The sequence below is a fragment of the Bradyrhizobium barranii subsp. apii genome (genome assembly GCF_011516635.5).
Lineage (GTDB): Bacteria > Pseudomonadota > Alphaproteobacteria > Rhizobiales > Xanthobacteraceae > Bradyrhizobium > Bradyrhizobium barranii.
Genome location: NZ_CP096255.1, coordinates 5,863,690 through 5,876,776, shown reverse-complemented (window position 1 = coordinate 5,876,776; position 13,087 = coordinate 5,863,690). Strand labels below are relative to the sequence as shown.

The window sequence follows — 13,087 nt, the reverse complement described above, 5'->3', positions numbered from 1 at the left end:
ACGCCGAAGGGACCGGGTGCGGGATCGATGCAGGCTCTTTACGCTCAGCTACTGGTGGGATTGATCAACGGCTCGTTCTACGCGCTGCTCAGTCTCGGGCTCGCCGTGATCTTCGGCATGCTCAACATCATCAATTTCGCCCACGGCGCGCTCTACATGATGGGCGCGTTCGTTGCCTATTTCCTGCTGAGCCTAGGCGGCATCAACTACTGGTGGGCGCTGCTGATCGCGCCTGTTATCGTCGGCGTCTTCGGCATGATCCTGGAACGGACCATGCTGCAATGGCTGACGGGGCTCGACCACCTCTACGGTCTGCTCCTGACCTTCGGCATCGCTCTGATCGTGCAGGGCGTGTTCCAGAACTATTTCGGCTCCTCCGGTCTGCCTTATGCGATTCCGGACCAGCTCAAGGGCGGCATGAATCTCGGTTTCATGTTCCTGCCAATCTATCGCGGCTGGGTCGTCATCTTCTCGCTGGTGGTGTGTATCGCCACCTGGTTCCTGATCGAGAAGACGCGGCTCGGTGCTAACCTGCGCGCTGCCACTGAGAATCCGACGCTGGTGCGCGCTTTCGGCATCAACGTGCCGCGCATGATTACGCTGACCTACGGTCTCGGCGTCGGCCTTGCCGCGCTCGCCGGTGTGCTCTCGGCGCCGATCAACCAGGTGCGGCCGTTGATGGGCGCCGACCTCATCATCGTCGTGTTCGCGGTGGTCGTGATCGGCGGCATGGGATCGATCATGGGCTCCATCATCACCGGCTTTGCGCTCGGTGTGATCGAGGGCCTGACCAAGTATTTCTACCCCGAGGCCTCCAACACCGTCGTGTTCGTGCTGATGGTGCTGGTGCTCTTGGTGAAGCCAACGGGACTGACGGGAAGGGCGGCCTGATATGACAGCCTTGACGGACGACACGCTGCCGGTAACCCCGCGCGCGATGCGTGACGAGATGGTCGTGTTCGTGGTGATGGCGCTGCTGCTGGCGTCGGTGCCTTTCACGGGCGTCTATCCGTTCTTCGTGATGCAGGCGCTGTGCTTTGCGCTGCTCGCCTGCGCCTTCAACCTGCTGATCGGCTATGGCGGCCTGTTGTCGTTCGGCCACGCAATGTTCATGGGCACCGCCGGCTATTGCAGCGCGCACGCGCTGAAAGTGTGGGCGCTGCCGCCGGAGCTCGGCATCCTCGTCGGAATCGCCGCGGCGTTCGGGCTGTCGCTCATCACCGGCTATATCTCGATCCGCCGCCAGGGCATCTATTTCTCGATGATCACGCTGGCGCTGTCGCAGCTCCTGTACTTCATCTACCTCCAGGCGCCGTTCACCCATGGTGAGGACGGCATTCAGGGCATTCCGCAGGGGCGGATGTTCGGCTTGCTCGATCTCTCCAAGCCGACGGTGCTTTATTACGTCGTGTTGGCCGGCTTCCTCGCCGGCTTCCTGCTGATCTACCGCATCATCAACTCGCCGTTCGGTGAAGTGCTGAAGTCGATCCGCGAGAACGAGCCGCGCGCGATCTCGCTCGGCTACCGGACCGACCAATATAAATTCCTGGCTTTCGTCCTGTCCGGCACGCTGGCCGGCTTTGCCGGATCGCTGAAGGTGTTCGTGGCGCAGAATGCCTCGCTCACCGACGTGCACTGGACGATGTCGGGCGAGGTCGTGCTGATGACGCTGGTTGGCGGTCTCGGCACCATCTTCGGCCCCGTGGTTGGTGCCTTCGCGATCATCGCCATGCAGCAATATCTGGCGGGTTTTGGCCAATGGGTGACGGTGATCCAGGGCTCGATCTTCGTGGTCTGCGTGCTCACCTTCCGCCGCGGCGTCATCGGCGAAATCGCTCATTACTTCCGGCGCTCGCTCTAAGCCATTGATATCGCGCCAATTTCATTGGCGCGATAATCCGGTGGATGATCCTGCTTCGCGGGCGTGAGATGACACGCGCGCGGGGTGGAAATGGTCTATGACAGTTTCATGACGGTCCGTTCGGGCCGGGCCATTTCCAACCGGTAGCCTATCCCCATGATGCGATGGTTTCGCGCTTTCCTGCCCAAGGAAGAACGGTTCTTCGACCTGTTCGACCGCCATGCACAGACCGTGATCCAGGGCTCGATCGCACTCCAGGGCATGCTCAACGGGGGCGAGGAGACGCCGGTCTACTGCCAGCGTGTCAACCAGTTCGAGAACGACGCCGACAACATCACCCGTGAGGTGCTGACGGCGGTGCGCCGCACCTTCATCACCCCCTTCGACCGCGGCGACATCAAGAACCTGATCACCTCGATGGACGACGCCATCGACCAGATGCAGCAGACGGCCAAGGCCGTGATGCTGTTCGAGGTCCGCACCTTCGAGCCGCCGATGCGGGAGATTGGCGGGCTGCTGATCGAATGCGCCAATCTCGTGGGGCGCGCGTTGCCGCTGATGCAGTCGATCGGCCCGAATGTCGCGATGCTGACCGCGATCACGGAGGAGCTGGGCAAGCTGGAGGGCCGGGTCGACGATCTCCATGACATCGGGCTGAAGGAGCTGTTTCTCAAGCACCGTGATGGCAGCGCGATGGATTTCATCGTCGGCGTCGAGATCTACGACCATCTCGAAAAGGTGGCCGACCGTTTCGACGACGTCGCGAACGAGATCAACAGCATCGTCATCGAGCAAGTTTAGGGCAGGGGTCGCGCCGTGGATGCTGCGCTCGGACTTCCTGTCCTCGTCGGCTTGATCGCCGTCGCGCTGCTGTTCGACTTCCTGAACGGCCTGCACGACGCCGCCAATTCGATCGCGACCATCGTGTCCACCCGCGTGCTGCGGCCGCAATTCGCGGTGCTCTGGGCCGCGTTCTTCAATTTCATCGCCTTCATGGTGTTCGGGCTGCATGTTGCCCAGACCATCGGCACCGGCATCATCGATCCCGCGGTGGTCGACGCCCAGGTGATCTTCGCGGCGCTCGTCGGCGCGATCGTCTGGAATCTCGTGACCTGGGCGCTCGGCATCCCATCCTCCTCCTCGCATGCGCTGATCGGCGGTCTCGTCGGCGGCGGCATGGCCAAGGCGGGGATCTCGGCGGCGGTGTGGAGCGGCCTGTCCAAGGCGGTGCTGGCGATCGTGCTGTCGCCGCTGGTCGGCTTCCTGCTCGCGATGATGCTGGTCGCGATCGTGTCCTGGCTCTCGGTGCGCTCGACGCCGTTCGCGGTCGATCGCGCCTTCCGCATCCTGCAATTCGCCTCCGCCTCGCTCTATTCGCTCGGCCATGGCGGCAATGACGCCCAGAAGACCATGGGCATCATCGCGGTGCTGCTGTATTCGCAGGGCCATCTCGGCGGCGAATTCTCGGTACCGTTCTGGGTGGTGCTGTCCTGCCAGGCCGCGATGGCGCTGGGCACGCTGATGGGCGGCTGGCGCATCGTCCGCACCATGGGCCTGCGCATCACCAAGCTGACGCCGATGCAGGGCTTTTGCGCCGAAACCGGCGGCGCCGCGACCCTGTTCATGGCGACCTTCCTCGGCGTTCCCGTCTCGACCACCCACACCATTACCGGCGCGATCGTCGGCGTCGGCGCGGCCCGCCGCGTCTCGGCGGTGCGCTGGAACGTCGCGAGCTCGATCGTCTATGCCTGGGTGATCACGATCCCGGCCTCGGCCATTGTCGCGGCGCTGACCTGGTGGGCGGTCCAGATTTTCGTCAGGTGACGAATTTCAGCCCAGCGATGCCGGCGACGATCAGCCCGATGCTGGCGAGACGGAACGCGGTGGCCGGCTCGCCGAACAGGATGATGCCAAGCGCGGCGGTACCGACCGCGCCGATGCCGGTCCAGACCGCATAGGCGGTTCCGACGGGCAGCGATTTGAGGGCTAAACCGAGCAGGATGACGCTGCCGGCCATCGCCACGAGCGTAATGACGGACGGAACAAGCTTGGTAAAGCCCTCGGTGTATTTCAGGCCGATCGCCCAGGTGATCTCGAGAAGACCGGCGACGAACAGGATGCTCCAGGCCATGACGACCCTCCATTCAAGGCAGGGTCGTCCCCGCGGCGGATATGCTGATGAGGGGGGAGGCCGTCCTCCCCGAGAGCGGATATGGGGCTGGCCGAGGGGCTCCGCAATCACCACATGAGGCTTGATCAGGCCCATTTTCCCTGCCAAACGCTCCCGCCATGTCCGACATCGTCATATCAGCCGACTCGCCGGCCCGTTCCCCGCTTGCCACCGAAGTGGCGCGGCGGCGCACCTTCGCGATCATCTCCCACCCGGACGCGGGCAAGACCACGCTGACCGAGAAGCTGCTGCTGTTCGGCGGCGCCATTAATCTCGCCGGCCAGGTCAAGGCCAAGGGCGAGCGGCGCAACACCCGTTCGGACTGGATGAAGATCGAGCGCGAGCGCGGCATCTCGGTCGTGACCTCGGTCATGACCTTCGAGTTCGAGGGTCTTGTGTTCAATCTGCTGGACACGCCGGGCCACGAGGACTTTTCGGAGGACACCTACCGTACGCTCACGGCCGTCGACTCCGCTGTCATGGTGATCGACGCCGCCAAGGGCATCGAGGCGCGCACCCGAAAGCTGTTCGAAGTCTGCCGCCTGCGCGACATCCCGATCATCACCTTCATCAACAAGATGGACCGCGAGAGCCGCGATGTGTTCGAGCTGCTCGACGAGATCGAGAAGACGCTGGCGCTCGACACCACGCCGATGACCTGGCCGGTCGGCCGCGGCCGCGATTTCCTCGGCACCTATGACGTCGCCAATGGCGGCGTACGCCTGCTCGAAGGCGGCGGCGCCAAGACCGGCGCGGCCCAGCAGATCGAGATCGCCGAGCTCGGCAAGCTCAACGCCAACCTCGATGTCGGCGCGGTCAAGGACGAGCTCGAACTCGTCACCGAGGCCTCAAAACCGTTCGAACTCGCCGCCTTTCGCGAGGGCCATCTGACGCCGGTCTATTTCGGCAGCGCGCTACGCAATTTCGGCGTCGGCGACCTCCTCGAAGGCCTCGGCAAGTTCGCGCCGGAGCCGCGCGCGCAGGAGAGCGACCAGCGCAAGGTCGAGGCGACCGATCCGCGCATGAGCGCCTTCGTGTTCAAGATCCAGGCGAACATGGATCCGAACCACCGCGACCGCATCGCCTTTGCGCGCCTCTGTTCCGGCAAGCTCAGTCGCGGCATGAAGGCCAAGCTGGTGCGCACCGGCAAGAGCATGCCGCTGTCGAGCCCGCAATTCTTCTTCGCGCAGGATCGTTCGGTCGCGGACGAAGCCTTCGCCGGCGACGTCGTCGGTATTCCCAATCACGGCACGCTGCGCATCGGCGACACCCTGACCGAGGGCGAGGATTTCACCTTCGTCGGCGTACCGAGCTTCGCGCCGGAAATCGTCCGCCGCGTGCGTCTCACCGACGCGATGAAGGCGAAGAAGCTGAAGGAAGCGCTGCAGCAGATGTCCGAAGAGGGCGTTGTGCAAGTGTTCCGCCCGCGCGACGGCGCACCGGCGCTGGTCGGCGTGGTCGGGGCGCTGCAGCTCGACGTGCTGAAGGCACGGCTCGAGGCGGAATATTCGCTGCCCGTCGAGTTCGAGGTCAGCGAGTTCCAGCTCGCGCGCTGGGTCTCATCCGAAGATCGCAAGAAGCTCGACACTTTCATCGCCGCCAACACCTCGAGCATCGCCGACGATGTCGACGGCGATCCCGTGTATCTGGCGAGAAACGAGTTCTATCTCGGCTACGCCAGGGAACGCGCCGAGGGCATCGAGTTCACGAACGTCAAGGACGTCAAGAAGAAGGGGTAGGGGCCACACTCCGCTGTCATTCCCCGCGAAGGCCGGGAATCCAGTACGCCGCAGCCTCTCGATTCCATCACCGCCGTCTCGGAGTACTGGGTCGCCCGGTCGAGCCGGGCGACGACACCGGAGCTAAACGCGAGCATGTGAACAGCCGCAGGCTTGACGCGTTCGTTGGCAATGCCACGTTTGTGCGTGTGACATTGTGAGCTCCCATCATGTGGCGCGGCATCCTCGTTTTCCTCCTGTTGGCGATATCGACGGTTGCCGCCGATGCGCAGCGCCGCCAGATCAATCCGATCCCGTTTTCGCATGAGCCGTGCAGCGTGCTCGCCGGCCGGCCCTGCACGCCGTACTATTGCAGCCCGCTCGAGCCCGGCCCCTGCATTCCCGAGATCGACTACCCCTACGGCCAGAATCTCCAGCTCACGATCGAAACCGTGCCGGCGGAGGCAGATCGCTCGAAATATCAGAGGCCGGATCACGATCTCGATACGATCGGCGATCTCTTCGCCGAGCTGCGCACCTGCTGGTCGCCGCCATCGGACAATGCGCGCGCGGGCATGCAGATGGCGGTGCGCTTCAGCTTCAACAAGGCGGGCGGCATGATCGGTCCGCCGCAGCTGACCTATGCGACCGCGGGCGTCCCGGCCGATACCCGAACGACCTATCTCAACGCGATCAATTCATCGCTGAAAGCCTGCCTGCCGCTCAAATTCACCAGCGGGCTCGGCGGCGCTCTGGCCGGACGCCCGATAGCGATCCGCTATGTCGATAATCGCGAGCTTGGAAAATAGCTCTATCCCCGCATCTTGCGGACTGCGCTTGCGCGGGTCTCGCAGGATGAAGGCCGCGCTGTTGCAGACCCGAGCCTGCACGCCTCACCACGAGGCGTGAGAGTTGCGACCCGCGCCCAATCGATGATACGCCATAGGCGGGGGCGCTGGTTGAGGGGAGGATGTCGTGGGTCTGCTGGTCATGATCCTGGGGCTGATGCTGTTTTTTGCGGCCCATGTTTTCACAACGAAACGAGAGGCGCGCGCGCAGGCGATCGCGAGCCTGGGCGAGGGGACCTACAAGATCCTCTATGCGGCCGTCTCGCTTGCGGGACTGGCGCTGATCATCTGGGGCTTCGCCCATTATCGAGCTGCCGGAATGATCCCGGTTTGGGAGCCGCCGGTCGCATTCAAGCACATTACAGTCGCGCTGATGCTGCCCGCGGTTATCCTGGTGGTGGCGTCCTACTTGCGCGGGCGCATCTATGCGACGCTGAAGCATCCGATGCTGGCGGGCATCAAATTGTGGGCGGCCGCGCATCTGCTCGCCAATGGCGATCTCGGCTCCATCATCCTGTTTGGCTCGTTCCTGGGCTGGGCGGTGTATGACCGCATCTCGCTGAAGCATCGCACCGATGGCGGCGGCCCGCCGATTCCGGTGGGCGGGGTCACCAATGATCTGATCGCCGTTGCAGTCGGTGTCGTCGCTTATCTCGCGCTGGCCTTCGCATTCCACCCGGTTGTGATCGGCGTTCCCGTCATGGGAGGCTGACGACAGCCGATCAGCGCAAGACGGTTCCGCGCAGCCGTGCGCGGAACGTGACAAGCAACAGCCGAGGGCATCCCGATGGACTGGTCGCAATCTCAGATCCCTCCGATGCGATTCGAGGCGCGCTTCGGCGATCGGGTGGTGCCGGCCTTCTGCGACCGGCCGGCGAGCCTGTGGGCGATGATCGCGGACGCTTGCGCCCGCAATCCGGACGGCGAAGCGCTGATCGCAGGCGATGTCCGGTTGAGCTGGCGACAGGCGGTGGAGCAGGCGGCGCGGATCGCGGCGGGCTTTCGCAAGCTCGGCCTGCAGCGCGGCGACCGGGTCGCGATCCTGCTCGGCAATCGTATCGAATTTCCGCTGCTGCTGTTTGCCGCCGCGCATGAGGGGCTGGTGACGGTGCTGCTCGGCACGCGCCAGCAGAAGCCCGAGATCGCCTATGTCCTCGCCGATTGCGGCGCCAGGATCCTGATCCATGAAGCAGGGCTCACCGGGCGGCTGCCCGATGCGCTTGATGTTCCCGATGTCATCCACCGCATCGCCGTCGACAGCGATCAGGCCCTGTCGCGTTTCGCCGTACTCGCCGACAACGTCCCGGCATCGGCGCCGGTCGAGATCGGCGAGGAGGACACCGCGATGATCCTCTACACCTCGGGCACGACGGGCAAGCCGAAGGGCGCGATGCTCGCCCATTGCAACATCGTCCATTCCTCGATGGTGTTCGTCTCCTGCCTGCAGTTGACGGAAGCGGACCGCTCGATCGCGGCGGTGCCGCTCGGCCACGTCACCGGCGTCGTCGCCAACATCACGACCATGATCCGCTGCGGCGGCGCGCTGATCATCATGCCGGAATTCAAGGCCGCCGATTATCTCAAGCTCGCCGCACGCGAGCGCGTCACCTACACCGTGATGGTGCCGGCGATGTACAATCTCTGCCTGCTCCAGCCCGATTTCGACAGCTACGATCTCTCGAGCTGGCGCATCGGCGGCTTTGGCGGCGCACCGATGCCGGTCGCGACCATCGAGAAGCTCAAGGTGACGATTCCGGGCCTGAAGCTCGCGAACTGCTACGGCTCGACCGAGACGACGTCGCCCTCGACGATCATGCCGGGCGAGCTGACCGCGAGCCACATCGACAGTGTCGGCCTGCCGTGTCCCGGTGCCCGCATCGTCGCGATGGGAGCGGACGGGCGCGAACTGCCCGCTGGCGAGATCGGCGAGCTCTGGATCCAGAGCGCCTCCGTCATCAAGGGCTACTGGAATAACCCGAAGGCCACGGCCGAAAGCTTCACGGGCGGATTCTGGCATTCCGGTGATCTCGGCTCGGTCGATGCGGAGGGGTTTGTCCGCGTGTTCGACCGGCAGAAGGACATGATCAATCGCGGCGGCCTGAAGATCTATTCGGCCGAGGTCGAGTCCGTGCTGGCCGGCCACCCCGCCGTGGTCGAGAGCGCGATCATTGCCAAGGCTTGCCCGGTGCTGGGTGAGCGCGTCCACGCCGTGGTGGTGACGCGGGCGCCGGTGGCAAGCGAAGCCTTGCGCGCCTGGTGCGCGGAGCGGCTGTCCGACTACAAGGTCCCCGAAACCATGGCGATCACCCCCGAGCCGCTGCCGCGCAATGCCAACGGCAAGGTGCTGAAGCGGCAGCTGCGGGAGCTCCTGGGAACCTGAGCCGGACAGGCCGGTCCGGGCTGTTCCGGGTGGTTAACGCCTTGATTGGGCTCGCTTTGCCTTGCCACCGCCATATCGTTAGGGTACCCCGCCGCCACGTGGGGGACGGGGATTCCTGACGCGAACGCATTGGCGCGCGCACCCGGACGGGCATGGGATAAACATAAGTGTCTGAATTATTTGACGAAGTCGACGAGGAAGTACGTCGCGAACAGCTCAAGAAGCTGTGGGACAAGTATTCGATCGTCTTCATTGCCCTGATGGTGCTGATCGTGGCTGCTGTGGGCGGCTGGCGCGGCTACCAGTACCTGGAGGGCAAGAAGGCCGCCGAGGCCGGCGCCGCCTTCGAGAAGGCCGCTGAGCTGTCCGACCAGGACAAGCACGCGGAGGCCGAGGCCGCCTTCACCGCGCTCGCCGCCAAGGCTCCCTCGGGTTATCGCACCCTGGCGCGGCTACGTGCCGCGGCCGAGGCAGCGCCCCGCGATCCCAAGGCGGCCGCCAAGATGTTTGACGACATCGCCGCCGATCGCAGCATCGGTGGTGAGTGGCAGGATCTGGCGAAGATCCGCGCCGCCGGCTTGCTGGTCGACAGCGCGTCCTATGCCGACATGCAGCAGCGGCTGGAGTCCTCCGCCGCGCCCAAATCCACGTTCCGCCACAGCGCCCGCGAGTTGCTGGCGCTATCGGCCTGGCGCAACAACGACATGACCGCGGCCCGCAAATGGCTCGACGCGATTGCCGAGGACGGCGAAACGCCGCCCGGTTTGCGCTCACGCGCCGAGGCGCTCCAGGCCCTGCTGCCGCCCGTCGCCAAAAGCTGACGACGGCTCTCTGACGTAGACGAGACACAAGATGCGCCGCACGCCACGCTTGATCGCAGCCGCCGTCCTGATCGCCTTCACGGGCATCCTGGGCGGCTGCTCCAGCTTCGATCCAAGCGACATGCTCGACTTCCTCGACACCAAGAAGAAGCTGCCGGGCGACCGCAAGCCGGTCTTCCCGGAGGGCGTTCCGGGCCTCGAGCAGGGCGTGCCGCGGGAGATGTACAAGGGCGCAGCACAGCAGCAGCCGGATCCGAACGCACCGGCCGTCGCGGCTCTGCCCGCCGAGCCGCCGCCCGAGGCCAAGCCGGCAAAGGGTGCCAAGGCGAAGAAGACCAAACAGCCTGCCAGCGCCTCCACCGCGCCCGCTGAGGCGCCGGCGGGCGAGGTTGACGGCGAGGCCCAGCCCGAGGCCGCGCCGCCTACGGCCGCTCCGCCGCCCAAGCAGAAGATCGTGCGCAAGCGCACCACCGCCCCGCCGCCGGATCAACCCGTCCAGCAGGCGCAGCCGACCCAGACCACCCAGCAGCAATCGCAGGGAGCTTTCCCGGCACCGATGCCGAGCGGCAGCTTTTCGCGCTGATCACTTCATTACATTGACAGGCGCGGCCTTCGCAGCGCACGAATGACCGATGTCCTTCACGATTGCTATTATCGGCCGGCCCAATGTCGGCAAATCGACGCTGTTCAACCGCCTGGTTGGGCAGAAGCTCGCGCTCGTCGATGACCTGCCGGGCGTCACCCGCGACCGCCGCGAGGGCGAGGCCAGGCTCGGCGATCTCGAATTCACCATCATCGATACCGCCGGCCTCGACGAGGGCGCCAAGGGCTCGCTGACCGCGCGCATGCAGGAGCAGACCGAGGCCGCGATCGCACAAGCCGACGCGCTGTTCTTTGTCGTCGATGCCCGCATCGGCCTCACGCCCACCGACCGCGCCTTCGCTGATTTCGCCCGCAAGGCCAACAAGCCGGTGCTGCTGGTCGCCAACAAGAGCGAAGGCAAGCATGGCGATGCCGGCGCGATGGAGGCCTTTGCGCTCGGCCTCGGCGATCCCATCCAGGTCTCGGCCGAGCACGGCGAGGGCATGGGCGAGCTGTATGACGCCCTCCGCGAGTTGATGCCGGAGCCTGTCGAGGAAGATGAAGCCGAGGACGACGAGCCGCTGACCGAGGAGGAGGCCGCGACGCGTCCGATCCGCGTCGCCATCGTCGGCCGGCCCAATGCCGGCAAGTCGACGCTGATCAATCATCTGCTCGGCGAGGAGCGCCTGCTGACGAGCCCGGAGGCCGGCACCACACGCGATTCCATCGCGGTCGAGATCAACTGGAAGGGCCGCGATTTTCGCGTGTTCGATACCGCAGGCCTGCGCCGTCGCTCGCGCATCGAGGAAAAGCTGGAGAAGCTCTCGGTCGCCGACGCGTTGCGTGCGGTCCGCTTTGCCGAAGTCGTCGTGATGATGATGGATACGCAGAACCGCTTCGAGGAGCAGGATCTGCGCATCGCCGATCTGATCGAGCGCGAGGGCCGCGCGGTCGTGCTCGCCGTCAACAAATGGGATCTGATGGAGACCAAGGGCGGCGGCGCCGTCTCGGGCCTGCGCCGCGATGCCGACCATTGGCTGCCGCAGATCAAGGGCGTGCCGATCGTCGCCGTGTCAGGTCTGATGGGCGAGGGCATCGATCGTCTGATGCAGGCGATCCAGGATGCCTACGCGGTCTGGAACAGGCGCGTGCCGACATCCGCGCTCAATCGCTGGTTCGAGCAGGCCGTGCAGGCCAATCCGCCGCCGGCCGTGTCCGGCCGACGGCTCAAGCTGAATTACATCACGCAGAACAAGGCGCGTCCGCCGAGCTTCGTGCTGTTCTGCTCGCGCGCGGACGCGGTGCCGCAGTCCTACTTGCGCTACCTGACCAATTCCATGCGCGAGACCTTTGAGCTGCCGGGTACGCCGGTGCGCATCACTCTTCGCGAAAAGGCCAACCCCTTCGCCCACAAGCGCAAGCGGCCGTCGTGAGCAACGATGCCGGCGAGGCGACGGCGCGAAGCGCTGCGCCGGTCCGGCGTGGTGCCGTCGCCTTCATCTTCGTCACCATCCTGCTCGACATGCTCGCGCTCGGCGTGATCATGCCGATCCTGCCGAAGCTGATCGAGAGCTTCGTCGACAACGACACCGCGCATGCGGCCCGCATCTTCGGCCTGTTCGGCACCGCCTGGGCGCTGATGCAGTTCGTGTTCTCGCCGGTGCTCGGCGCGCTGTCGGATCGCTTCGGACGGCGGCCGGTGGTGCTGCTGTCGAATTTCGGGCTCGCCGCCGACTATGTGCTGATGGCGCTCGCGCCGTCGCTGCTCTGGTTGTTCATCGGCCGCGTGATCTCGGGCATCACCTCGGCGAGCATTTCGACCGCCTTTGCCTATATCGCCGACATCACGCCGCCGGAGCGGCGCGCGGCCGTCTTCGGCAGGATTGGAGCTGCCTTCGGCGCCGGCTTCATCCTGGGCCCGGCGCTCGGCGGCCTGCTCGGCGATATCGATCCGCGGCTGCCGTTCTGGGCGTCGGCGGCTTTGAGCTTTGCCAATGCGCTCTATGGGCTCTTCGTCCTGCCGGAATCGCTGGCGCCGGAGCGGCGCGCGCCGTTCCGCTGGACCAGCGCCAATCCGATCGGAGCGCTGCACTTGCTGCGGTCCAACGCGGCGCTGGCCGCGTTATCCATCGTCAACTTCATCGCACAGGTCGCGCATGTCGTGCTGCCCTCGACTTTCGTGCTCTATGCGACCTATCGCTACGGCTGGGATTCCAAGACCGTGGGTCTGACGCTCGCGATGGTCGGCATCTGCGCCATGGTGGTGCAGGGGCTCGCGATCGGCCCGATCGTGCGCGTGCTCGGCGAGCGGAATGCGCTGGTGCTCGGCCTGTGCTGTGGCGCGATCGGCTTCGTGATCTTCGGCGCCGCGCCGACCGGCCCGCTGTTCTGGATCGGCATTCCCGTGATGTCGCTGTGGGGCATCTCGGGTGCCGCCATGCAATCGCTGATGACGCGATTGGTCGCGCCCGATCAGCAGGGCCAGTTGCAGGGCGCGACCGCGAGCGTGCAGAGCGTCTCGCAGCTCGTCGGGCCGTTCCTGTTCACGCTGACGTTTTCCTATTTCATCGGCGCCAGCGCGCCGTGGCATCTGCCCGGCGCGCCGTTCCTGCTTGCGGCGGTATTGATGGTGGTATGTGTCGCGATCGCGATGCGGACGCTGGTGACTACGAAGACGGTTTCGTAGGGTGGGCAAAGCGAAGCGTGC

Annotated in this window: 13 protein-coding genes; 12 read left to right on the top strand and 1 reads right to left on the bottom strand. The window is 65.2% G+C overall.

The window, feature by feature from the left end:
- The first annotated feature begins 27 nt into the window (after positions 1 to 27).
- The 4 genes from HAP41_RS28040 to HAP41_RS28025 all read left to right on the top strand — a co-directional run bounded on the left by HAP41_RS28040 (position 28) and on the right by HAP41_RS28025 (position 3,685).
- Complete coding sequence (locus HAP41_RS28040; protein WP_166095768.1) at positions 28 to 891, top strand: branched-chain amino acid ABC transporter permease; 864 nt, start codon at positions 28 to 30, stop codon at positions 889 to 891.
- 1 nt (position 892) lies between these two features.
- Complete coding sequence (locus HAP41_RS28035) at positions 893 to 1,861, top strand: branched-chain amino acid ABC transporter permease (protein WP_135215252.1); 969 nt, start codon at positions 893 to 895, stop codon at positions 1,859 to 1,861.
- Positions 1,862 to 2,017: 156 nt separating this feature from the next.
- Entirely contained in the window at positions 2,018 to 2,662 is a 645-nt protein-coding gene (locus HAP41_RS28030) for a DUF47 domain-containing protein (protein WP_014495845.1), read from the top strand.
- 15 nt (positions 2,663 to 2,677) lie between these two features.
- A complete protein-coding gene (locus tag HAP41_RS28025; protein ID WP_071914730.1) occupies positions 2,678 to 3,685 on the top strand; it encodes an inorganic phosphate transporter in 1,008 nt (335 codons plus the stop codon).
- Here the strand turns inward: HAP41_RS28025 and sugE are convergent.
- Positions 3,678 to 3,992, bottom strand: a complete 315-nt coding sequence (gene sugE / locus HAP41_RS28020; RefSeq protein ID WP_166095785.1) for a quaternary ammonium compound efflux SMR transporter SugE — start codon at positions 3,990 to 3,992, stop codon at positions 3,678 to 3,680. The genes HAP41_RS28025 and sugE overlap by 8 nt on opposite strands.
- A 158-nt stretch (positions 3,993 to 4,150) precedes the next feature.
- Here sugE and HAP41_RS28015 point away from each other — a divergent pair, with 158 nt between their 5' ends.
- The 8 genes from HAP41_RS28015 (at position 4,151) to HAP41_RS27980 (ending at position 13,066) form a co-directional block, all read left to right on the top strand.
- Positions 4,151 to 5,770, top strand: a complete 1,620-nt coding sequence (locus HAP41_RS28015) for a peptide chain release factor 3 (protein WP_166095788.1) — start codon at positions 4,151 to 4,153, stop codon at positions 5,768 to 5,770.
- Positions 5,771 to 5,979: 209 nt separating this feature from the next.
- Positions 5,980 to 6,558: a UCP034077 family protein gene (locus HAP41_RS28010; RefSeq protein ID WP_166095795.1), complete on the top strand. Its 579-nt coding sequence runs from the start codon at positions 5,980 to 5,982 to the stop codon at positions 6,556 to 6,558.
- A gap of 166 nt (positions 6,559 to 6,724) precedes the next feature.
- Complete coding sequence (locus tag HAP41_RS28005) at positions 6,725 to 7,309, top strand: NnrU family protein (protein WP_166095800.1); 585 nt, start codon at positions 6,725 to 6,727, stop codon at positions 7,307 to 7,309.
- A gap of 75 nt (positions 7,310 to 7,384) precedes the next feature.
- A complete protein-coding gene (locus HAP41_RS28000) occupies positions 7,385 to 8,977 on the top strand; it encodes a class I adenylate-forming enzyme family protein (protein WP_166095808.1) in 1,593 nt (530 codons plus the stop codon).
- A gap of 167 nt (positions 8,978 to 9,144) precedes the next feature.
- Positions 9,145 to 9,798, top strand: coding sequence for a tetratricopeptide repeat protein (locus tag HAP41_RS27995; RefSeq protein WP_063983726.1), 654 nt, complete (start codon positions 9,145 to 9,147; stop codon positions 9,796 to 9,798).
- Between the two features lie 31 nt (positions 9,799 to 9,829).
- Positions 9,830 to 10,381: a hypothetical protein gene (locus HAP41_RS27990; protein ID WP_166095816.1), complete on the top strand. Its 552-nt coding sequence runs from the start codon at positions 9,830 to 9,832 to the stop codon at positions 10,379 to 10,381.
- A gap of 49 nt (positions 10,382 to 10,430) precedes the next feature.
- Positions 10,431 to 11,813 (top strand): ribosome biogenesis GTPase Der, encoded by a 1,383-nt coding sequence (gene der, locus HAP41_RS27985; RefSeq protein ID WP_166095820.1) that lies wholly within the window; start codon positions 10,431 to 10,433, stop codon positions 11,811 to 11,813.
- Positions 11,810 to 13,066 (top strand): TCR/Tet family MFS transporter, encoded by a 1,257-nt coding sequence (locus HAP41_RS27980; protein WP_166095823.1) that lies wholly within the window; start codon positions 11,810 to 11,812, stop codon positions 13,064 to 13,066. The genes der and HAP41_RS27980 overlap by 4 nt, the downstream gene beginning before the upstream one ends.
- Positions 13,067 to 13,087 lie beyond the last annotated feature (21 nt).